The sequence below is a fragment of the Enterococcus sp. AZ048 genome (assembly GCF_051715125.1).
GTDB lineage: Bacteria > Bacillota > Bacilli > Lactobacillales > Enterococcaceae > Enterococcus_A > Enterococcus_A gilvus.
Genome location: NZ_JBIOTD010000001.1, coordinates 409229 through 430863, shown reverse-complemented (window position 1 = coordinate 430863; position 21635 = coordinate 409229). Strand labels below are relative to the sequence as shown.

Genomic DNA, 21635 nt, shown 5'->3' with positions numbered 1-21635 from the left:
TGAGCCGCGCATTTTTTGTTTATTTCAATACCTCATTCAAGGCTTCACTCATGGTTGGATGGGTGTAGATTTGATCCCTAAGCATGGTGTAAGGAAGGTGCCCCTTCATCGCTAAAGTAATCAAGTTGATGACCTCATGGGATTCTTCTGCATAGATCGTTGCACCAAGAATTTGTTCGGTCTTAGGATCAACCAGCACTTTAAACAACCCCTTAGGATCTTCTAAGACATTGGCCTTTGGTACGCCGGCCGCCATAAATTTGAACAGCTTGTACTCGATGCCTTTCGCTTTGGCCGTTTTTTCCGTCAGGCCCACATTTGATAGCGGCGGTGTGATGAAGACACTATAAGGAACGAGGGTCCGATCCTTCAATGACCGATCTTTTTTTCCGTCCAACTGATCTAAAATGATGCGGTAGTCATCTAATGAAACATAGGTGAACTGTGGTCCCCCTTTGACATCTCCGATCGCCCAAACATTTGGCGCGTCGGTGCGCAAGTAGTCATCCACGACGATCTCGCTGCGATCTGTAACCTTGACATCTGTATGCTCTAATCCTAATCCCGTGATGTTTGGTTTACGACCTGTTGCTGCTAAAATATTGTTTGCCTGTATCGTGCGAACCTCGCCGTTTTCGGTAAAGGTCACCTCCGCAAGTTCCGCCTGATCCTTCACCTCATCGACAGACACGCCTAAATGAAATTCGATCCCTTGGGCAGACAAGTCCTTGTAGATCATCTCTGCAATATCGTCATCTTCTCTTGCCAAAAATGTTTCTTTCGCGTCCAGCACAATAACCTTTGACCCATAATTCGCAAACATCGACGCAAATTCCAAGCCGATATACCCTGCACCGATGATCACTAATGTTTTCGGCAGTTTCGCTAAGTCCATCGCTTGAGTAGAATCGATCATAAAACTGCTGTCAGCCAAGCCTTTGATCGGTAAAATGATCGGCATCGCCCCTGTATTGATGAAGATTCGTTCGCCTTCTACTTGTTGGGTCTCGCCATTGTTTTCCACTTCCAGCACGTGGTTGGAGACAAAGCGCGCCGTCCCGTCCATGACGGTCCCAGTTGCTTCGTCTGCGATCATATGGTAATTCTTGTTTCTTAATTTGCCAGTCAAAGCTTCCTTGATGGCGACCCCTTTTGGAAAGTCCGTCCCTTTTTCTCCATTTAAAATCATGGATTTTGAGGGGATACAGCCGATATTGATACATGTTCCGCCATACATCCGTGTAGATTTTTCAATTACTAAGACACGTTCGCCGCGGCTCGCTAATTCTTTTGCCAGCGTCTTGCCGCCCTTGCCAAATCCTACGATAACATTCTTATAGTGTTCCATCATCATTCCTCCAACTAGAAATTTCCAGATTGCACTTGAAGAATACTACGGAATGATTTCAATGTTAAATAATCTGTTTCGTCCTCTGTGTCCCTCGAGCATATCCATTCATAATCAAACAGTCCCGTAGTATGGTAATGGTAGAACGATAGTGAAGGAGGAATTTTTATGCCCTGGAATATGGCAGACTACCCTGCATCAATGAAAAATCTAGACCCCTTAGTTCGAAAAAAAGCGATCGCTATCGCGAATGCGCTGTTAGCTGACGGCTACCCAGACGACCGCGCGATCCCGATCGCTACCAGTCAGGCAGAAAAATGGTACGACGATGCTTCCCCGGATGAAAAAAAGGCGTTTCAAAAAGCCAAAACACCGAAGAAAAATGATCCCCACGAACACGATAAGAACGCGAAAAAGCTCATGAATGCGGCGGTGAATGTGCGCTATGAAGAGGATCACTGGGTCGTCCGCTCTGACAACGCCAAACAGGCTAGCGATACGTTTGATAAGAAAGACACTGCCGTAAAACGTGGAAAAGAAATCGCGGAGAACAAGCGCTCTTCTGTAGCTGTCTACAAAAAAGACGGGACACTGCAAAAAACATACGATTTTTCTGAATGAAGCCTACGCGTAGAAATGTGGTACTTACCAGTTTCTGCGCTTTTTTTGGGGAATTCGCAGAACATCAGCCGCCTTCTTACAAGGATGTAAGTCTTCTTATGAAAGTGTTCGCGAATCCGCAATCTATTTGGAGTATTATCATTTAAAAAGGATACCTCTATGAAAAACAAACGAAAGCTTCTCGCACTTTTTCTATTCTGCGCCCTTGCACTGATCACGGTCCCTCATCTGGACTACGACTATCTTCCTAGTACCTACAAAATGCTAAATACTATCGAAGAAAAAACAGGGACAATCGACAAAAAGAATGTCATTATGTATCAAAATACTGCCCATACACGTTACTATTTCAGAGGAACGCTGCTGCGCACCCATCGCCCCATCTGGTTAAAAATAAACAAAAAGAGGAACCATTTGTCTATCGTGGAAATCTCAGCGGATTCAAGCGTCTATGATCTCTCCTTTGGCGGTTTTGAACCTTTAAGGAAAGTGCTTCGTTTCAACGCATGAGTTTCCTAAAACGCTGTTATAGACTGTTATCGCTGTCTTTTTTTATGCAAAATCGACGAAATAGCACTGACTGGACGGACCATTTTCGTTCAGTTTTTTTTGTGTTCGAGAAAACTTTTTATTTTTTCAAATTTTGTGCCTTCTTGTCAACTGGCAAATTTACCAAACACCCCCCAAATTTACCAGTTAAAACGCTGGAACCCGCATTGGACCGTTTCAAACCTGCAAATTTGAGGGGTAAAATGCAAATTTGCCGTTTGCCTTATTTTTTTGAATCCGCTATCTTTTAGTCACCGGCCGGAACAAAAATAGAACACAATAAAAGGAAATCACCCGTAGAAACAACGGGTTCATCAAATGATTCACGAAGAGCATTCATTCTTCCGCTCTTCTTAATTATGAAGGAGGCTACCATCCATGAGAGAACAAGAAATCACTTTGAACCAGAGCCAATTATTCCATTTACAAGCACCAACGTTAGAAACCCGTATCACTCGCTTTTACCAATTGACCCAAAACAGCAGTACCGCCATCCAATACATTTTAGCCACAAAGATCCGCCAACAATTAGGCGCACAGGAATTCAAAGGCTTCCTCAAGGAGCTCGTCCGTCATTTGTTTCTACACACGAAAGCCACTCGTACCATGAAGCGTTTCTTCCATTACTTTGCGGATTATTTCATGGCGCCTGAATTTCGAGCGCTGCGTTTGAAGCTGTTCCCAGTCCGCAACTTTATGGAAAAAGCCTCGTCCCTTGTCCGTTCCCTTTTGTCTCCTGTCCGTCTCGCTGAAGAAACCGAAGCAACCAAAAAAATAGAAACAACCGAAACGCAAAACTAGAAAAGAAAGGACAAACCACCATGACCAACGAACGAACAGACTTAGTCACGACCTTTGCTGATGGCAACGGCAAGCCCTTCAACTGGCGCTATACAGATGTGGATAAAAATTTATCCCCGCAAGAAATGAAAGCCGCCTGCGAACTATTAACGTCACTGGATATTTTTGAAATCGACGGTGTGAAGCAATTCGATACCTTCCTTACAGGCAAACTTGTGACAAAAAAACGCGTGAATATCTTCGAAGGCGAGAACCTAAACGAAGACCTCTACCAAAAAACAGCATTGGAGGAACAAACAGGCTGCTTCTCCTTGCCCCTTGTGGAACGCGCCATTGAAACGGCCTTAGTTCCGATAAAGGCAAACCCGAACAATTTTCCGAAGGTCTCGCTGGCAGCCACTACAGCCGTCGACCAACCGTCATTAATACCAATCGAAAACCAAAACACAAGCCGTAGTGAAGAAGCTGTCAGCCTTCATTCTAATTCCGCTTCCTCGTCCAACCAAGCGCAGGAGTCCAGGAGGAAGCCGCGGGAAAAATTATGGAAACGACTGATCCATCGGAAACAGGAAAACGTGCCGGATCAAGGTCAGTGATCCCTCGTTCGTTCTTTGAAAACCGAATAATTTGCGTAGGTAAAGCAAGTCTTGTCGCTCTTTTTGACTGGAAAAGAACCCTCAAAGAATGACTCTCCTGCTATTTCGAAGAATCCGTACAAAAGGGCATTTTCCACTAAATAATCGGACTCGTAAAAAGGCAACACAACCATTCGTGACCGAATCGGTGCATTGCCCCACAGCATGAAACTATTTTTTTATTTCTAATTGTTATACTAGGTATTTACAGCGTCGCCTATACTTAGACGCTTTCCAATAGATGTACTTCTGCTGCTTCTCTCTCGCTGCTCAGTACCTGATCAATCAAGACCATCACTTTGCGTACTTCTTCATTTTTTACGAAGGGTTCAGCGTGATGTCGAATGACTTCAAAGAAATTTTCATAAAACGATGGAAACGTCGGAACCTCAGGAAAGGGAATTCTTTTCGTTGCCTCTTCAGATGGAGGCGCCATCGTTTTCGTCAAGCCGACTCCAGCCTGAATCGGTGTTGGCGGAGAAAAAGTCTGATCCTTTGTTGCAGCGATTAGTTCGCCAGTCAAATCCCAGTCTTCGATTTTCATTGTGCCTTCTGTCCCTTTAACATACCAGCGTGGCAGCTTAGAATAGTTTGTCGTTCCTACCTCGACGATCGCTTTCAGACCACTTTCAAAGGTAATAAAGCAATGGAAGCCGTCATCGACCTCGTCTCCGAGAATATAGCTCAAATCCGTGGTGATTTTTTTGATTGGACTTTGGGTTAGATAGAGCAACTGATCGAAAAGATGGACGCCCCAGTCTAAAACCATCCCGCCACCATGCTGTTCTAAATGGCGCCAATCCCCAGGAATTCCGTTGGCGCCCTGCACCCGAGACTCGATTTGGAAAATTTCTCCAATCTGTCTTTTTTGATACACGTCTTGAACAATCAGAAAATCGGGATCCCAGCGGCGATTTTGATGGACCATGAAATGTCTGCTTGTTTTTTCAGCAACAGAGAGTATCTCATCCAGTTCCTCTGTATTCATTGCTGCCGGTTTCTCGCAAACCACATGCTTCCCTGCTTCTAAGGCTTGAATCGCCAGCTCTTTATGGGTGTCATTAGGCGTCGCGATCAGCACCGCTTCGATCGTTGCATCTGCTAGTACTTCTTCATAGCTTGTGTACGAATAATAGCCTTTTTCGGCGGCGAGGACTTGCCGATCTTCAGATAGATCATACGTCCCAACGACTTGGACTTTTTCAGGCTCCTTTGCCATGAGCTCCTGCCCGTGGTAGCTCCCCATGCCGCCATAGCCGATAATTGCAAAATAAATGGGTTTCATGTCTTCCTCCTATTTCCTAGTACGTGATTCTTTTTCAAAAAATGAAAACAATGCTTATGCCCACCACATATCGGTAGGCTGTTCTTTGATCATCAGTGCCTTCAGGTTAGTGACGGCTCGAGTCAAGCCTTCATCAATCGACATCAACGGATCTTCATGTTCAATACTTAGCACATGATCATACCCGTAAAGCCGCAGGGTCGAAATCATATCTGACCACGTTTTGAGATCATGGCCGCAGCCAACCGAGCGAAAAGTCCAAGCCCGCGTCTTCACTTCACTATAGGGCTGCATATCCGTTAGGCCATACATATTGATGTTGTCTTGATCCAAGTAGATGTCTTTTGCATGAAAATGATGGATCGCATCCTTTTCTCCAAGGATTTTGATCGCTGCAACAGGATCGATGCCTTGCCACCAAAGATGGCTGGGGTCCAAATTACAGCCAATCGCTTTCCCCGTCGCTTCTCTTAATCGAAGCATCGTGTAGGGCGTATGGCATAGAAAGCCGCCATGCAGCTCGATCCCGATTTTTACTCCAGCGCTCTCCGAGAGTTGATTGATCTCTTTCCAATAAGGAATCAATTTCCGCTCCCATTGATAGGCGTAATTGTCCTCGTATTCCGTCGGCCAGGGCAGCACAGGCCAGTTGACCTGTGTGTCCGTCTCATTTCCGCCGCTTACCCCTGAGAAGCCATTCACGACTGGAACATTCATTAGACTAGCAAGCTTGATCGTCTTCCTTAATAATATATCGGCTTCGTTAGAGACACTTGGCAGAGGCGAGATCGGATTGTTATGACAGCTTAATGCCGAGATGCTCAATCCTTTGTCTGCTAGTTTTGCCAAGTATTCCTTTCGCAGGTCGCCACTGCTTAACAACTCATCAATCGCTAAATGGGCATCGCCAGGAGAGCCGCCCGTTCCGATCTCTACTGCTTCCAATCCTTTTTCTGCCGCCGCCTCAATCATTTCTTCAAAACTCAAATGATTGAAGAGTGGCGTAAACACACCTAATTTCATTTTTCATCCTCCTTTTCTAATGCGTCAAAATGCCCATATGCTGGATACAGGTGATCCTTAGGCGCAGCCCAACGAACGGCATTACAGATGACTCGTTGAACGCTTTCGTTGGCATAACTATTGTAGGTCTCGTGCCCCGGCTGAAAATAGAATATTTTCCCATTGCCTCTGAAAAACGTGCAGCCGCTGCGGAAGACTTCCCCACCCGGATACCAGCTAACAAAAACCAGCTCGTCCGGTGTCGGAATATCAAAATGTTCTCCATACATCTCTTCTTGCGCCAAATCAATCGTTTCTCCGATCCCCTCTACGATCGGATGACTTGGGTTGACATTCCAAATACGGCAATGCTTGCCATCTTCCCGCCATTTCAAATCGCAGCTTGTTCCCATCAGCTTTTTAAAGATTTTCGAAAAATGCCCCGAATGCAAGACGATCAATCCCATGCCTTCTAGCACCCGTTGATGCACACGCGTGACGATCGCATCCGAAACTTCTTCATGAGCGACATGCCCCCACCAAATCAGCACATCTGTCTCTGCCAGTACGTCGGTCGTCAATCCATGCTCCGCATCATCGAGAGTCGCTGTTCTTACGACAAAGTCATCGCGTTTCAAAAAATCAGCGATCGCCCCATGGATTCCCTTCGGATAGAGTTTTTGGACCGCTTCACTTCTTTTTTCATGGCGAAATTCGTTCCATACTGTGACTTGGATCATTTTACTGGCTCCTTTTCTGTTTCTTTAGTTAAAAAGACGGGTTCTCCAGTTTTGGAGGATTGATAAATAGCTTCTAAAATTTGAGTGACCACCAACGCCTCTTCTGGGCGAACAACCGGTTCTGTCTCTTCAATGATCGCCCGGACCCAAGCTTTCGCCTCCAGTAATGCGGGAGATTCCCCTTCACCATCATAAAAATCGACTCCGCCTGCCTCAAGCTCGACCTTTTTTTCATATAACAAGCCGTGATCTTCCCCGTTGATCGTTAACCCTTCATTCATATCCGCTCCGCCCTTTGAACCACATAAGGTCGTTTTCGCTTCCTTCGTGTCTAAGCTGTTCAACGCCCAGCTAGATTCTAAAAAGATCGTCGCCCCATTTTCCATTGTGATAAATGCAAAAGCTGCGTCCTCTACTTTAAATAATTCTGGGTCCCAGGGTCCCCAGGCGTTCGCAGCATTCTTTGTGGCTGATAGTTGATGGTAGGCTTTTCCTGTTACATATTTCGGCTTGTAATTGTTCATCATCCAAAGAGTCAGATCCAAAGCGTGTGTCCCAATATCGATCAGCGGGCCTCCACCTTGCGCTTCTTCATCCAAAAAGACACCCCATGTAGGGACCGCCCGACGGCGAATAGCATGTGCCTTCGCAAAATAAATATCCCCTAACGCTTCTTCCTGACAAATACTGTGCAAATATTGGGCATCGGTTCTAAAACGGTTTTGATACCCGATCGTCAATTTTTTACCCGTTCGCTTAGCCGCTTCGACCATTTTTTGTCCTTCTCGATACGTTTTTGCCATCGGTTTTTCACACATCACATGGCAATCTGCTTCTAGCGCAGCGATACTGATTTCTGCATGAGAGACATTTGGTGTGCAAACATGGACGACATCTAATTCTTCCTGAAGCAGTTCTAGGTAATCAACGAATACCTTTGCAGCTTCTGCCCCGAAGTTGTTCCGAGCGTCTAATGCTCGTTCTTCTACAATGTCGCAAAAGGCGAGAACTTCGACCTCTTCAATTTGAACCAATGACGGCAAATGTTTCGCTGTTGCGATACCGCCGCACCCGATAATACCTACTTTTAATTTTCCCATTCAATTCCATCCCTTCAAAAGCCTTTACTTTTCTACTTTATTGTAGGAAACACAGGTGTGCTTTTCTTCCCGAATCTGTCTTAAAATGTCTAAGATATTGCCTTTTCGAAAAAAAGTGCTTTCTTTTTTATACAAAAAAACTGAGTCAGGGATTAAACCTGCTCAGTCCTAATAGGAATCAAATTGTTTTTGGTATTGCATGGGAGAGCATCCGACTGTCTTTTTGAATACATGATGAAACGTCTTGATATTCGAAAAGCCCGACCTGTCAGATACCTCTGATACTGGCACCCGTTCATTGATCAAGATAAATTTTGCTTGGCTGATCCGATATTCATTCAAAAATTGCATAAATGTTTTTCCCGTATTTTTCTTGAAGAAACGCGTAAAATAATAGGGACTGAATCCCGTATGCTTCGCCACTTCCTCTAAAGTAATCGTCTCATTGTAATGGCTCTTCACATACTCTAATGCAGTGTTTACGTATTCTAACGTATCTTTGTACCGAATCCTTGTCTGTTCAATCGGACACTTTCCAGTTTTCTCTGGCATCCACTGATAACACGCAGCGATCAAATGATAGAGGTTCCCTAAAATCAAATAATTTTTCCCTTGCTCCGTTTTCAAAGAGGAGGAATACACATCGTACAGTATGGAACGCGCCCTTTTCTGTAATTCTTCTGGCCACAGACGGCTATGTAATTCCCGTGTCTCGAAAAGTTCTCGCAGCGAAAGCGGTTCTTGAATAGTGGTTTCATCAAAAATCTGCAAATCAAATTGGTAGACAAACCGTTCACTATCTGGCGACGACAAAAAACTGTGGGGCTGTCCGCTAGAAAAGATGATGATCTCACCTTCCTCCAGCGTCATCACCGTATCATCAATACCGATATTGACGCTTCCCTTATACGAATAAATGATTTCGATTTCTTTATGAAAATGAGGATAGGCGATCGACATCCCATCATTCATAAATGTCCGAAACATCCATTCGTTTTCAAAATTTGGAATCTCCACATAGGAATTCATGAATGCTCCTCCTTCGCCTACAAAAAATCTTTACAGGATCACTCGCACTTGATCCGTACTTCCGTTTCTTTATCAAAAAAGTGTCCTTTGGTGATATCTAGCGCCAAACGTACAGTTTCGCCAGGACGATGAAAATCTCGTGCATTTACTTTTGAGATGAATTCTGTTTCTCCGATCTTACTGTACAGCAGACTTTCTGCTCCTAAGAGCTCAGAAACGAGGATGGTCGCATCAATCGTCGTCTCTACGACCGTATCGAGCACGATTTGTTCACTGCGAATATCTTCTGGACGAATCCCAAATAGGATCTCCTTGCCTTCATACCCCTTCGCTATTAACACTTTGTTTTCGCCCTCCGGTACCTTCAACCGAATGTGGCTGCCATTCGTGAGATAACCATTTTCTAAAGTAACCGAAAAGAAATTCATTGCAGGAGAGCCAATGAAGCTCGCCACAAAAACATTCGCTGGAAGATCGTAGACTTCTTTGGGCGTTCCGACCTGCTGGATCAGACCATCCTTCATGATAACGATTCGATCTGCCATCGTCATTGCTTCGGTCTGGTCATGAGTCACATAAATCGTCGTAGTTTCTAGACGTTGATGCAGCTTGGCGATTTCTGCGCGCATAGACACGCGAAGCTTCGCATCCAAGTTTGACAACGGTTCGTCCATCAAGAAAACTTGGGCATCTCTGACGATTGCTCTGCCTAACGCGACACGCTGTCTTTGTCCACCCGATAAGGCGGCTGGTTTTCTTTCTAGGTATTCAGTTAATCCCAAAATTTCACCAGCCTCAGTGACTTTCTTATGAATCTCATCTGCAGGATACTTTCTCAACTTCAGACCAAAAGCCATGTTGTCAAACACTGTCATATGTGGATACAGCGCATAGTTCTGGAAAACCATCGCAATATCCCGATCCTTAGGCGCGACATCATTCACTGTTTTATCGCCGATTTTTAGCGTTCCTTCTGTGATGTCCTCTAAACCAGCGACCATTCTTAACGTCGTCGATTTTCCGCACCCGGAGGGACCAACAAAAACAATAAATTCCTTTTCTTTGATCTCTAAATTAAAATCTGTCACCGTATAATTATCGGCATTGTCGTATTTTTTGTAAATATGCTGCATGGAAAGTGTCTTCATTAATTCCCATCCTCACTTTTTTACTTATTCTCAGTTATCCTATTGTTCCTCATATCAGTCAGTTGCTACCACGACACTTGCATACGGGGCTAGACTGATCGTACCATTTGTAATGACAGCATCGCAATTTGCTACGATTATTTTTCCACCTTCGTTTGACAGCTCAAAGACTGTTTCCTGATTAGAAAAGTTATTCAGAACCACCAATTCTTTTGCACCAAGCACACGTTTATAAGCAATCATCGTGTCCTCTGTCTCGATCGGCTGAAATTCTCCGTATACAATGACCTCTTTATAACTACTGTTTCTACGCAAATCAATCAGTTTACGGTAATAATTCAATACGGACGAAGGCTCGCTTTTTTCTGCCTCAGCATTCAGTACCGGATACTTTGGATTGACCTTCATCCACGTTTTCTCCGCCTCAGAAAAACCACCATTCTTCTCGTCAGACCATTGCATCGGTGTCCTAGAGTTATCTCTGCTTCGTTGGAACATATGCATGAAGGCTTCCTCTTCACTCATCCCTGACAATAGTGCCCGTTGGTACTGGTCATGTGTCGCAATGTCGTCATAATCAGCCATCGAATCCATCAATGTATTTTCCATCCCTAGCTCTTGCCCCTGATAAATGAAGGGGGTCCCGTGGAGCATCATGAAGAGTGTCGCCAACAGTTTCTTACTGCGATCTGAAATATCCTCCTTTGGGATATACTTATTGATGCTTCGCGGCTGGTCGTGGTTCTCGAGGTATTTTGCGCCCCACCCGATTTCTTGCGTCTCTAGCTCGTCGGTAAAGATGGCTTCTTTCAATTCTTTGACCGTCCAGCCTGATTGTTTGAACCATTCGCCTGTTTGCGGCACATCGATATCTGTATACGTAAAATCAAAGACCATTCGGAAAACACCGTTTCTTCCAATATATTCCTCTAGCCTTTCCATCGATACATCCGCTTCTGCGACCGTCAAACAATTGTGCTTTCTAAAAGCTTTATCATCCAGCTCCTTCAACCAAAGCTCAATTCCCGGCTGATCCAGGATCCAACGTCCGATCCAAGCCAAGCCATCTTCGCCATCTGGTTCAAATTGCCCATACTCAAAGCTTTTTTTCAAATTCAAAATCGCATCGATCCGAAAGCCGCCTAAGCCTTTATCCAGCCACCAATTCAACATGCCGATCATTTCATCTCGTACTGCTGGGTTTTCCCAATTCAAATCTGGCTGCTCTGGAGCGAATGCATGCAAGTAAAACATGTTTTCTTCATTCGGAACGGCTGTCCATGCAGAATCACCGAAGTAGCTGCGCCAATTGTTCGGGGCTTTTCCATCAAGACCTTCTTTAAAAATATAATAGTCGCGATACCGACTAGTAGAATCTTTCAATGCCTCTTGGAACCATTGGTGCTGATCAGAAGTATGATTGGCCACAAAATCCATCAAGATTTTGATCCCATAGTTGTCTGCTTCCTGGATCAACTCATCCATATCCGCCATCGTCCCAAACATTGGGTCGATCGCTTGATAGTCAGAGATGTCATATCCGCCATCGATCATCGGCGAACGATAGATCGGCGAAAGCCAGATAACGTCAACCCCCAATTCACTCAAATAGGGCAAACGTTCCTGAATCCCCTTTAAATCCCCTATACCATCGCCATTGCTATCCTGAAAGCTTTTGGGATAAATTTGATAGACGACGGATTCTTTCCACCATTCATTTTTCACTGACTTTTCTCCTAACTAAAATTGGATCTCTTGTTCTGATCCAGCCTTTTCTTCTATGATCGAAAACTCTTTTTTTGCCAGATCTGCTAAAAGCGTGGCTTTGCTGCTTTCAGTTTTCCAAACGATTGTTAACTCGTGCTCGGTTCTCTTTTCAACGCTGATTTCTCCATTGAAGGCGTCGCACGTATTTCGAAACTGCAATAATTTAAACAGCTTTTGGACAATTGGACGTTGAACCTCTTCCTTGAGTTCATCCAGTTCATAATAATGCCGGTTGATATTACGGCCTTCTTTCGTCCGCTCCAGCAGATCGATATCATTCTTTCCTGCAAATAACCCAACGTAATAAATTTGGGGAATACCTGGGGCGAAGCACTGCAACGCTCTTGCCAGTAAATAGGCCTCGTCATCATCCCCAAGTGCAGAATAATAGGTTGAATTGATTTGATAAATGTCCAAATTGTTATAGGCCTCAGAGGAATAGATTTTCTTTGTATTCGCTCCTTGCTCATACAATTTCTCACGAGTGAACTCGATCTCATTGTCTGTCATCAAGTCCTTCACATCCACCACGCCGATGCCATCATGCGTATCTAAGGTGGTGAATTGGTTTCTCGGACAACGGTCCAGCCAATGAGCCAATCGGTCAACTTTTCCAGAATACAAGCTATAAAGAACCAGCATCGGCAAAGCAAAATCGTATACATAATAGCCATGGTCGGCAATTTTTTCTTGAATCGAGTAATGTTCATGGATCTCCGGCAATACTTCTGCCCCTTTGTTTCGAACGATTTCTGCTGATTCTTCCAATGTTTCCCAAATCTCAGGTTCTACGAAGAAGCAGTTCGTTCCGATTTTTTTATTGGCATAGGCAAAGGCATCTAATCGAATCATGTCTGCCCCTTGATCCACTAAGAAATTCAAGTTCTCCTTGATAAATTGTTTCGTTGTAGCTGTCGTTACGTCGAGGTCAATCTGCTGTTCATCAAATGTGCACCAGACTTTTTCTTTTGAGCCATCTGAAAACTGGGCTTCAAAGTACGGCGCGCGGGGCTTGCGTTTGTAAATCAGGTCTACTTCTGCTTCTGTTGGTTCCCCATTGGGCCAAAACTCCTTATAGCGAATAAATAAATCTTTCCATTGTGACTCTTCGTGCTTCAATAAAAAATCCTGAAACTCCTCCGATGCTTGAGACAAATGATTGATCATGAAATCCGTCATAAAATAATAGTTTGCTGAAAGGGCACGGATATCTTCCCACGTGCCAAACGCTGGATCGACCTTTTTGTAATTGATTGGTGCGAAACCTCGGTCACCGCTAGATGGATAAAAAGGCAGGATATGAAGCCCTCCGATGACTCCCTGCAAGTGTGTGGTCAGTACTTCGTTTAATTCTTTTAGATTCTTTCCTAGAGAATCCGCATACGTAATGAGCATTGCTTGATTTTTGATTATCATAGCCACTATCCTTTAACTGAGCCGCCGGTTATTCCTTCGACATAATATTTTTGTAAATAGATAAATAAGATGGTGATCGGAACTGCTACGACGATGGCGCCTGCAGCGAATTTCGTGTAAAGCTGTTGGGCGGTCTCTTTATTGATCATCGAGAACAGGCCAATCGCTACCGTATACTTGTCTACTCGGTCACCCATGATGACACGTGCAAAGATAAAATCCATCCACGGCGTCATAAATGCCATCAAAGAAGTATAAACAATGATCGGCTTTGACATCGGTAATGTGATCTTCGTAAATATCTGAGCCTTTGTTGCGCCATCGATCATTGCAGATTCATCCAGCGAAAGCGGTATGGTATCAAAAAAGCCTTTCGCGATATAAAAAGTCAGCGCCGCGGTGGAAGAATAGATCAACACTAGCCCGGTCAAGGTTTGAGTCATATTGATGGCTTTCAAAATATAATAGACCGCGATCATACTCATGAATGCCGGAAACATATTCAAGACCAAAGCGATCTTTAAATAATTATTCTTAAATTTAAATCGTAAACGACTCATTACATAGGCCATAGAAACAGTGATAAACGTGCTTAATAGACAAGAAGCGATCGAAACGACCAATGTATTTTGCACCCATTTCAAAAAGGGAAAATCAGGATTGTTTTTAAAAAGGTATTTAAAATTATCCAATGTGTATTCTTTCGGGAAAATGTACGATACAAATTGTCCCGGCTCCCCACGAAATGCGGTCAGGATCAACCAAAAAATCGGGAAGATCCAGACAATGACGAGCAGCAGCAAAAGACCATTGATTGGAAGATTGATTTTCTTTTTCACTACGCATTCCGCCCTTCTTTATACGAACTGGTTCTTGTGTACACGATCAAGGACAGACCCGCACTCAGAACGAAGGTGATGATCCCGATAACAGATGCCAGGTTATAGTCTGCATTGTCAACGGTCAGCTTGTACAACCAAGTAACCAGCAGGTCCGTTTCACCCGCCCCATAATAGTTACTATTGGACGGCAAACCACCCGTCAATAGGTAAATGACATTGAAATTATTGATGTTGCCGACAAATTGCTGAATCAGCGTAGGTGCCATCACTGTCAAAATTTGCGGGAAGGTAATATTTCGAAAAATTTGAAACGAATTCGCACCATCAATACGCGCTGCTTCCAATTGTTCTTCTGGCAGATTGATGATCACACCGGTCGTTATCAGCATAGAGGCTGGAATACCGATCCACATATTGACAAAAATAATCGAGATTTTCGCCCATAGCCCATTGGTTAGAAAGGGAACGGGACTAGTGATCAGCCCGGCATTAAGCAGCAATGTATTTACTGGTCCTGATGCATGCAGCAGGTTTCTCATAACTAATAATGAAACAAACGGCGGAATCGCCATTGTGATCACAAATAAGGTGCGCAATGCTTTCTTTCCAACTACGCCTTTGGCATTCAATAAGACTGCTAAAACAACCCCAAAGAAGAAACAGGTAAATGTTGCTAAGGTCGCCCAAATCAATGTCCAGCCTAGCAATGGAAAAAAAGTTCCAGAGATATTTCCGCTTAAGACATTGCCAAAATTTGAAAAGCCTACCCAATCGAATAAATTTTTAGGCGGCAGATGATTGTGATCGTAACTTGTAAAGGCGATCGAGATCATGTATACCAAGGGCAGCACGGTGAAAAAGATGATACTCGCTGTCGGGATCGCCAACAAGGTCAAATGAAACCGTCCGTCGAGCAAATCGTGCACTTCTTCAACAAAATTAGGAATATGCTTTCCTTCCCGCTGCAGCCGATCGATCGTCCCAGCGCTTTTCACATTTACTCGCCAAATCAGAATCATTGCTACACAAAGTAATATCGTGCAAATGCCAAAAATCAATAGCAGCATCGAATTATCCCCTGCTACACGAACCTTGAAGCCCAAACTCTCGTCAAATTGCCAACCTTGGGTAGTCGTCCCCAACGTGATCAGCTCGCGAAGTGCTTGTATACCTGTTGTTGCCATAAAAAATATAAATGCAAGTTCTGAAAATAAAAATAATGCCCCCTTAACAAGCTGCTTGCTGGCTAAGTTTTGAAGCCCCATGATTAGAAAAGAAGCCTTGGTTAAGGAGCTTCCTTCTTTAAAGATCCTGCTGACTTTTTGTGCTTTTGGAAATTCTGATGCCATTCCATTCACCTCAATTTATATCAGAGGAAGGCATGTTTGGCCTTCCTCTTTTTGATAATTACTCTTTTACTGGTTTAGAAACATCCTTCACAAGGGTATCCAATTTTTTCTGCATCTCTGCTTCTGGAACTTTGCCTTCATAAGTATCCACTAATAACGCGTTCATATTCGGCCAAAAATTCTTCATTTCAGGTAATTTAGACATCAACACTGAGTGCTCTTCTGTCGTTGCTACAGAAACAGTTTTTGCGATTTGATCCTTCTGAATTTCATCGCTTTCTCGTGCTGCCTTGTTACTAGGGACCGTGCTTATTCCTTTAAACACGTCTAATTGTGCTTCTTCATTCGTGACATAACGTGCGAGGTCCATCGCCTTGCCTGGGTTTTTAGTTGCCGCATTGACGACAAAGATCGGCACACCGCTGAATGCTTTCAGATTTACTTGACCATCGCCAAAATCTGCCTTAGGGTACACAGCCGTGCCCATGTTTTCGCCTAAAATATCTTTAATGTTTTGAGCATTCCACACACCGCTGAACAAAGCGGAGATTTTTCCTTCTTGCAGCGCGCTGATCTCATCAGAATTCACTGCAACAAGATTCTCGTTCGCTTTCGCTTTTCCGATCCATTTAAGTACATCTAAACCTTGCTTATTGTTTAATGTGGACCCTTCAACATCATCACCTTTTTCTCCATAGAGAGAAGCCCCATTTGCAATAAACCATGGCGTCAAGCGATAATCTGCACCGGCTTCCGCAAGATTCAAGCCAACTTTTCCTTTTTTCGTCAAGGTGTCTAATGTTTCTAAATCGTCTTCGTTGTACACTCGTTTGTCATAATATAAGAACATTGCATCTGCACTCGCTGGATACCCGTACATCGTATCTTCATAGCTTGCAGCTTCGATCGCCATTGGAATGTCCGTCTCTTTGATTTCGTCTGCATACTTCTCATTCTCGTAAACAGCTCCGGCTTCGACTAACTGCCCCAGCTGATCATGTGGCAAGCGAATCACATCGGCTGCAGCTTCCCCGTCTTTAAGCAAGCCATCATCTGCCTCTTCAATTTCGATCACTTCGACTTTTACGTTGTTTTTCTTCTCAAATTCTTTCGCTAATTTACGATACGTCTCTGCTTGATTCAGACCAACCCACATTTTTAAGGGTTCCGTATTGTCTTTACTGGAAGCCTGCTTCTCATTTGAACTTCCGCAAGCCCCTAACATTCCCGAAACACAAAGTAATGAAACCAACCACAATGCTTTTTTCTTCATAATCACTTCTCCTTATTTTGACTATTGGGTCCCTCTTGCAGAATCTGGAAGTCAGATCCCACAAAAAGTATCCGCTTTCTTTATCTGAACCGATTATATGTCAATCGTTTTCATATGTCAATCGTTTTCATAAAATTCATGTGTAACGATTTCATATCCGTTTTTGTTGCTATATCAACTTTTTAGTCTATAATAGATATAGGATTTATTTTAGAGCAAGGAGAAAAATTGTATGCCTAGTATAGAAGATGTGGCAAAAAAAGCACGGGTTTCAGTAACGACTGTTTCGCGAGCGTTGAATGACCACCCTTACGTTTCTGCTAAAACAAAAAATAAAATATTTAAAGCCATGGAAGACTTGAACTATTACCCAAATAATGTCGCACAGCAATTACGGGGAAAAGGATCAAAAATGATCGGTGTCATCATCTCTTATATCACCAATCCTTTTTTTGCCTACCTTGTGGATGCCATTGAAACCACTGCCCTGGATGCTGGTTACCATTTAGTCGTGATGCAAACCCGAGGCAACCAACAGTTAGAAAAATTCTATATCGAGATGATCAAGAAGAAACAACTAGATGGAATCATCATCACGAATTTAGAAACCGCCACCAAAGAAGTGATAGACTTGATTACCAACGGGCAAATCATCCTTTGTAATCGCTATATCGGAGACGAAAAATTGCCGGTGATCCAAATAGATGAAGCAGCAGCTAGCTTCATGGGAACCGAGCACCTGATCCGCAAAGGGCACAAAAAAATCGCCTTTTGTACAGGAAACATCATGAATCCACATGACCATCGCTTCAAAGGTTTTTTGGAGGCAATGACTGCTCATGGATTAGAATTTAAAGAAGAGTGGTTTTTTGACGATGTTTTAGGAATTGACGGCGGACGCTCCTTTGTCAAACGTCTGACCCAATTGTCAGATCCGCCGACTGCCGTCTTTTCAAATGGAGATGAAGTTGCGGCAGGGATCATTAGTGAAGCTCGAAATTTTCAGATTAACGTCCCGGAAGATTTAGCGGTTTTAGGCTTTGATGACCAACCGATCGCATCTATCACCTATCCACAAATCACAACGATCAAGCAGCCGATCCATCAAATGGGGGAATACGCGACCAAAATGCTGATCTCAAAAATCGAAAATAAAGACCTTTCTGAACCAATAGAAGCACTCCAAACAGAGTTAGTTATTCGAGACTCCATTTAAAGGCCGCGTCCGTTTTCCCCTACCGAGTCTTCTATTTCGGCAGGCGCTTGCCTACAATAAAGTCCCAATAAATAGACGATCCATAGACCGTCTGCTTATTGGGACTCCCATTCAACAGTACTCTTTTTACCTCTCCATACTCCTTATCATTCCAACGCTTTCTCCCTTAACGCATCCACACTTTCCGTTTTCTCTGTTTTTTCGATCAAAAAAGCAAACAGCAAGCTCAACGGTAAATTAACACCGACATGAATTAGTGTAAAAGGCAATCCGAGGGAGGCAATCTCAAAAAGCAATACCGGCAGCTTGCTCGTTGACCAAACCCCTAGGAAAAATAAAACGATCGAAAGGCGTGCCCCTTTTTTCATCAACAACGAGGCGATGGGAAACGCGATGTACAATGCGCCCGCGGCTACACTGCCTAGAACGAGAGCAATCAGATAGCCGAGGACACCGGACCCTTTTCCCATATACTTGGTCAATGTTTCCTTGGGAATCCAGACATCCATCAGACCCATCAAAACAAAGATCGGCGGCACCAGCAGAAGCATCTCCTTCAGATTCGTCACAGAGATCGTAAAGGCATCCACACCGATCGGCCGCTTCCAGATGACTAGCGCTGCGATCACCATAAACAAGATGATCGACCAGCGGTAACGTTTCACTTGCTTCATCCTAATACCCTCCCGATCACAAACGAAAAAATGAGACACATGACGATGGTCAAAAGATTTCGTTTCCATGCGATTCGTTTATTAAAATACTGGATTTCCAAGGGGAGCGTAATGATTCCTACAGCCATTGCTGCAGAAACTAACGCAGCGACTTGGGGATACCCAGCCCCAGCGTTTAAAAGAACCCCGCCTAACGGAAAAGCCACAAAACTTGGCAGCAACGTGATCGTCCCTACTCCCAGCGAGAGCAAAACGCCGAGAATCCCTGACTGATCCCCCACAAGCGTGGCGAGCGTTTGCTGATCTAACAGTGCTAAGGTGATTCCGACGAACATCAGGATCGTCAGCGTGCTGGGCAGGATATTTTTGAAGCTGTTCCACGCGATCCCTAACGCCCGTCTTGTTTTCTCCTTGTCCTTAAAAAAGGAAATGCCTAACAATAATATTGAAAGTCCATACATAAATGCCTGTACCATTTTTTAACTCTCCTTTGCATAAACTAACCTCATGAGCAAAACGTAACAATTACGCTTTGTTAGTTAATTACTATACTAGCTAAGAGGAAATTGATTGTCAACAGGATTTATTCGTTGGTTCAAGCCAAGGGAGACGTCGTATTTTCCGCCTTTTAAAGAGTCTTCGGTTCTTTTACGCAAAAAAACAGCCGCTCAAACGGCTGTTTTTTATCACGGAAGAACAATCACGCGTGAATCGCTTCGGTTGCCTTTGTAGTCTCTGCTTACTACATGCACCAGCTTGGCGGTGTCTTTCGTAAAGCGCAGTGAAAAGTTCCCGTTGGCGTCTAGCGTATCTTTGGCGATCTCTGTTCCTTCCGCATCCTCCACTAAGACCGTGCTGTGTGCTTCTCCGTATCCTTTGACGACACAAACGTCACCTGAACTATCTACACTGGTGAACGTCAGCGCTTTGGGCGGAGTCCGATCCGCGTTAACGACTTTGACTGCATTCAGCTTGGTAAAGGTATAATTTTTCGACAGCAGCGTTTTAAACCCGATCGTCGCGCCTAATTTTACTTTGACCTGTTCATCTACTGATGCGGTGTAAGTCGTTGCTTTTTTCTGGATGTTTTTTGACCGTAAGCTGTCTGTCCGCACTTGCTCATCAAAGCCATAGAGCACATTGGGGTATGTCACTGCCGCAGAGGTCTCATTTTTTGCCTCGAAGGACAAGGAATACGTCTCTCCTGCTTTTACCGCAAGGTCTTGTCCGACCATTCCTGTATGGCCGTAGCCTTCTGTATAAAAACGGACCCCTTGATCCTTCGTAAAGGCTGTTACCAAATCCCTTGTGCGGGAACGTTTCAACACAAATTCTGCCTTTGCATTACGCGGCAGCGGCTCATTTGAAAAATTCTTTTTATCTGTACTTGTCTGCCAATCTGTGAAATGGCTGGCTGTAAATTCAAATACCGAATTTTTAAGCAAATTGACATCTGGTACCACGACTGCTGGTTTCGTTTCTAGCGAAGCAACAGTCTCTAAGAAGGAACGGACAGTTTCCGTGTACAATGCCTCATTTACAAGCAGCGAGTCGCCATGCTGCGCGCCAAGAACCAGTAATTTTTCTTTGTAGCCGATCGCCTTGTCATGCAAAAGAGTCATCGCTGTTGGTGGGATGAACCAGTCGTCGCTTCCGTGGATGAAGAGCTTTGGCAGGCCTGATTTATCGACGCTGTTGATAGGGGCCACTTGGTAAAGATCCATCCCTAAGATCGGTTTTGTTTTTGTTTCATTCAATAGATGGATCAGCTTCGCTTTTTTCGCAGGAGTGTCGTAGGCCTTGATCAACGGAATATACTTAAAATACTGCGTGATCAGACTTAGTGTATCTAAAAATTGCTGCTCGCTGGAGGAATACCCGCAGTCCTCGATATACGCCACGACATTGGCATGGGGTGTCTCTTGCGACAGCATCGTCGTCGCCCCGCCCATGGAGACGCCTGTCACCACCAACTGCTGATTCGGTCTTTGCTGCAGTTCCTGATCCAGCCAGCGATTCAAGTCGTCCTTCTCATAAAGTCCGAATGTGATGTACGCCCCTTCACTTTTATTGTGGGAGCGGGTATCTGGAAGCAGCACATTGTACCCGAGATCACTGTACAGTTTCGCATGGAGCAGCATCGCGTCAGATGGCGTACGATAGCCATTGTGGATCAAGACCATTTTAGCCGATCCATTGTCGATGTAGCGCGCATGCAGTAATAGATTCCGACCTGTCGGCTGATCAAAAACGGTTTGAGTCCGCTCCGAAACATTGGTCAGTCCTGAAAACCATGCCTTGCACCGCTCCTCCGCTTCCGTTTGCGTTGGATTTTCAGTCGATGCCGCACCAATCAATAACTCAAATAGTGCATTGTCCCGCTTAAAGCCAAAATCAAAGGCCAAACTCACCAGTGCCTGATCTACGACATGACCGACAAGACCTCGTGTTTGCGGCTGTTTCTTCATGTAGTCATCTACATACGCCTCAATAGATGAAACGACCGCTTCTTGCTCCTGCGACAATTCCTCTCGTTTTTCCGGCAGCGCCTCCTGTTCACGTTTTTCCTCCACTTTGAACGCCTCTGTCGGAACCTGAAACACCCCTGCCTCAATCTCCTGAAGAGCCTGCTCCTGCGCACCCGCCGAAAACGGAAAAACCGTACCAACCGAACCTACCAAGCCAATCATAACCAACCCTGAAACAATTATTTTTTTCATTCTTTCCCCTCCTTTTCAACCTTAGTGCCTTATAGATTTTTCCTTTAAAGTTTATGGGAAGAGGAAATATGAAGTCAATTCGCTAAAAATGGTAGTCCGGTTTAAAATGTTGTTCTATCA

20 protein-coding genes are annotated in these 21635 nt (G+C 44.3%); 5 read left to right on the top strand and 15 right to left on the bottom strand.

Going from position 1 to position 21635, the window contains the following annotated elements; all coding sequences use genetic code 11:
* Positions 1–19 precede the first annotated feature (19 nt).
* Positions 20–1351 carry an FAD-containing oxidoreductase gene (locus IGI66_RS02245; protein WP_438847325.1) on the bottom strand — a complete coding sequence of 444 codons (1332 nt, stop codon included), beginning with the start codon at positions 1349–1351 and terminating at the stop codon, positions 20–22.
* A gap of 165 nt (positions 1352–1516) precedes the next feature.
* On the opposite strand from IGI66_RS02245, the gene IGI66_RS02240 reads away from it, so the two are divergent.
* The 4 genes from IGI66_RS02240 (at position 1517) to IGI66_RS02225 (ending at position 3915) form a co-directional block, all read left to right on the top strand.
* The gene (locus tag IGI66_RS02240) at positions 1517–1969 is read left to right on the top strand and encodes a DUF2188 domain-containing protein (RefSeq protein ID WP_438847323.1); all 453 of its coding nucleotides are present in this window, start codon (positions 1517–1519) and stop codon (positions 1967–1969) included.
* 159 nt (positions 1970–2128) lie between these two features.
* Positions 2129–2479: a hypothetical protein gene (locus tag IGI66_RS02235; protein WP_301516679.1), complete on the top strand. Its 351-nt coding sequence runs from the start codon at positions 2129–2131 to the stop codon at positions 2477–2479.
* 417 nt (positions 2480–2896) lie between these two features.
* On the top strand, positions 2897–3319 hold the full coding sequence (locus IGI66_RS02230) for a hypothetical protein (RefSeq protein WP_438847321.1): 423 nt from the start codon (positions 2897–2899) through the stop codon (positions 3317–3319).
* 20 nt (positions 3320–3339) lie between these two features.
* A complete protein-coding gene (locus IGI66_RS02225) occupies positions 3340–3915 on the top strand; it encodes a hypothetical protein (protein ID WP_438847319.1) in 576 nt (191 codons plus the stop codon).
* A 262-nt stretch (positions 3916–4177) separates the two neighbouring features.
* Here IGI66_RS02225 and IGI66_RS02220 read toward each other — a convergent pair whose 3' ends face one another.
* The 11 genes from IGI66_RS02220 to IGI66_RS02170 form a co-directional block, all read right to left on the bottom strand.
* Positions 4178–5239 (bottom strand): Gfo/Idh/MocA family protein, encoded by a 1062-nt coding sequence (locus IGI66_RS02220; RefSeq protein WP_438847318.1) that lies wholly within the window; start codon positions 5237–5239, stop codon positions 4178–4180.
* A gap of 54 nt (positions 5240–5293) precedes the next feature.
* Positions 5294–6262 (bottom strand): sugar phosphate isomerase/epimerase family protein, encoded by a 969-nt coding sequence (locus IGI66_RS02215; RefSeq protein ID WP_367377534.1) that lies wholly within the window; start codon positions 6260–6262, stop codon positions 5294–5296.
* A complete protein-coding gene (locus IGI66_RS02210; RefSeq protein ID WP_431380430.1) occupies positions 6259–6981 on the bottom strand; it encodes a ThuA domain-containing protein in 723 nt (240 codons plus the stop codon). Before IGI66_RS02210 ends, IGI66_RS02215 begins: the two co-directional genes overlap by 4 nt.
* Positions 6978–8081: a Gfo/Idh/MocA family protein gene (locus IGI66_RS02205; protein ID WP_438847315.1), complete on the bottom strand. Its 1104-nt coding sequence runs from the start codon at positions 8079–8081 to the stop codon at positions 6978–6980. The genes IGI66_RS02210 and IGI66_RS02205 overlap by 4 nt, the downstream gene beginning before the upstream one ends.
* Positions 8082–8249: 168 nt before the next feature.
* Complete coding sequence (locus IGI66_RS02200) at positions 8250–9110, bottom strand: helix-turn-helix transcriptional regulator (protein WP_316406344.1); 861 nt, start codon at positions 9108–9110, stop codon at positions 8250–8252.
* A 38-nt stretch (positions 9111–9148) separates the two neighbouring features.
* Positions 9149–10258 carry an ABC transporter ATP-binding protein gene (locus tag IGI66_RS02195; protein ID WP_316406343.1) on the bottom strand — a complete coding sequence of 370 codons (1110 nt, stop codon included), beginning with the start codon at positions 10256–10258 and terminating at the stop codon, positions 9149–9151.
* A gap of 54 nt (positions 10259–10312) precedes the next feature.
* Positions 10313–11983 (bottom strand): glycoside hydrolase family 13 protein, encoded by a 1671-nt coding sequence (locus IGI66_RS02190; protein ID WP_438847312.1) that lies wholly within the window; start codon positions 11981–11983, stop codon positions 10313–10315.
* 15 nt (positions 11984–11998) lie between these two features.
* On the bottom strand, positions 11999–13441 hold the full coding sequence (gene gtfA / locus IGI66_RS02185; RefSeq protein ID WP_438847310.1) for a sucrose phosphorylase: 1443 nt from the start codon (positions 13439–13441) through the stop codon (positions 11999–12001).
* Between the two features lie 5 nt (positions 13442–13446).
* Positions 13447–14280: a sugar ABC transporter permease gene (locus IGI66_RS02180; protein ID WP_316406340.1), complete on the bottom strand. Its 834-nt coding sequence runs from the start codon at positions 14278–14280 to the stop codon at positions 13447–13449.
* A complete protein-coding gene (locus IGI66_RS02175; protein WP_438847308.1) occupies positions 14280–15632 on the bottom strand; it encodes a carbohydrate ABC transporter permease in 1353 nt (450 codons plus the stop codon). The genes IGI66_RS02180 and IGI66_RS02175 overlap by 1 nt, the downstream gene beginning before the upstream one ends.
* A 58-nt stretch (positions 15633–15690) precedes the next feature.
* A complete protein-coding gene (locus IGI66_RS02170) occupies positions 15691–16905 on the bottom strand; it encodes an extracellular solute-binding protein (RefSeq protein ID WP_438847306.1) in 1215 nt (404 codons plus the stop codon).
* Positions 16906–17137: 232 nt separating this feature from the next.
* Here IGI66_RS02170 and IGI66_RS02165 point away from each other — a divergent pair, with 232 nt between their 5' ends.
* A complete protein-coding gene (locus tag IGI66_RS02165; RefSeq protein ID WP_316406337.1) occupies positions 17138–18121 on the top strand; it encodes a LacI family DNA-binding transcriptional regulator in 984 nt (327 codons plus the stop codon).
* A 146-nt stretch (positions 18122–18267) separates the two neighbouring features.
* On the opposite strand, the gene IGI66_RS02160 is transcribed toward IGI66_RS02165, so the two are convergent.
* The 3 genes from IGI66_RS02160 to IGI66_RS02150 form a co-directional block, all read right to left on the bottom strand.
* Entirely contained in the window at positions 18268–18795 is a 528-nt protein-coding gene (locus IGI66_RS02160; protein ID WP_316406336.1) for a permease, read from the bottom strand.
* Positions 18792–19271 carry a hypothetical protein gene (locus tag IGI66_RS02155; protein ID WP_438847303.1) on the bottom strand — a complete coding sequence of 160 codons (480 nt, stop codon included), beginning with the start codon at positions 19269–19271 and terminating at the stop codon, positions 18792–18794. The genes IGI66_RS02160 and IGI66_RS02155 overlap by 4 nt, the downstream gene beginning before the upstream one ends.
* 210 nt (positions 19272–19481) lie before the next feature.
* Positions 19482–21515: an Ig-like domain-containing protein gene (locus tag IGI66_RS02150; RefSeq protein ID WP_438847301.1), complete on the bottom strand. Its 2034-nt coding sequence runs from the start codon at positions 21513–21515 to the stop codon at positions 19482–19484.
* Between the last annotated feature and the right edge of the window lie 120 nt (positions 21516–21635).

Excerpts from the sequence above, each read along its gene's own strand:
- IGI66_RS02245 (WP_438847325.1), bottom strand. The coding sequence starts at position 1,351 with ATGATGGAACACTATAAGAATGTTATCGTAGGATTTGGCAAGGGCGGC.
- IGI66_RS02240 (WP_438847323.1), top strand. The coding sequence starts at position 1,517 with ATGCCCTGGAATATGGCAGACTACCCTGCATCAATGAAAAATCTAGAC.
- IGI66_RS02235 (WP_301516679.1), top strand. The coding sequence starts at position 2,129 with ATGAAAAACAAACGAAAGCTTCTCGCACTTTTTCTATTCTGCGCCCTT.
- IGI66_RS02230 (WP_438847321.1), top strand. The coding sequence starts at position 2,897 with ATGAGAGAACAAGAAATCACTTTGAACCAGAGCCAATTATTCCATTTA.
- IGI66_RS02225 (WP_438847319.1), top strand. The coding sequence starts at position 3,340 with ATGACCAACGAACGAACAGACTTAGTCACGACCTTTGCTGATGGCAAC.
- IGI66_RS02220 (WP_438847318.1), bottom strand. The coding sequence starts at position 5,239 with ATGAAACCCATTTATTTTGCAATTATCGGCTATGGCGGCATGGGGAGC.
- IGI66_RS02215 (WP_367377534.1), bottom strand. The coding sequence starts at position 6,262 with ATGAAATTAGGTGTGTTTACGCCACTCTTCAATCATTTGAGTTTTGAA.
- IGI66_RS02210 (WP_431380430.1), bottom strand. The coding sequence starts at position 6,981 with ATGATCCAAGTCACAGTATGGAACGAATTTCGCCATGAAAAAAGAAGT.
- IGI66_RS02205 (WP_438847315.1), bottom strand. The coding sequence starts at position 8,081 with ATGGGAAAATTAAAAGTAGGTATTATCGGGTGCGGCGGTATCGCAACA.
- IGI66_RS02200 (WP_316406344.1), bottom strand. The coding sequence starts at position 9,110 with ATGAATTCCTATGTGGAGATTCCAAATTTTGAAAACGAATGGATGTTT.
- IGI66_RS02195 (WP_316406343.1), bottom strand. The coding sequence starts at position 10,258 with ATGAAGACACTTTCCATGCAGCATATTTACAAAAAATACGACAATGCC.
- gtfA (WP_438847310.1), bottom strand. The coding sequence starts at position 13,441 with ATGATAATCAAAAATCAAGCAATGCTCATTACGTATGCGGATTCTCTA.
- IGI66_RS02175 (WP_438847308.1), bottom strand. The coding sequence starts at position 15,632 with ATGGCATCAGAATTTCCAAAAGCACAAAAAGTCAGCAGGATCTTTAAA.
- IGI66_RS02170 (WP_438847306.1), bottom strand. The coding sequence starts at position 16,905 with ATGAAGAAAAAAGCATTGTGGTTGGTTTCATTACTTTGTGTTTCGGGA.
- IGI66_RS02165 (WP_316406337.1), top strand. The coding sequence starts at position 17,138 with ATGCCTAGTATAGAAGATGTGGCAAAAAAAGCACGGGTTTCAGTAACG.
- IGI66_RS02160 (WP_316406336.1), bottom strand. The coding sequence starts at position 18,795 with ATGAAGCAAGTGAAACGTTACCGCTGGTCGATCATCTTGTTTATGGTG.
- IGI66_RS02155 (WP_438847303.1), bottom strand. The coding sequence starts at position 19,271 with ATGGTACAGGCATTTATGTATGGACTTTCAATATTATTGTTAGGCATT.
- IGI66_RS02150 (WP_438847301.1), bottom strand. The coding sequence starts at position 21,515 with ATGAAAAAAATAATTGTTTCAGGGTTGGTTATGATTGGCTTGGTAGGT.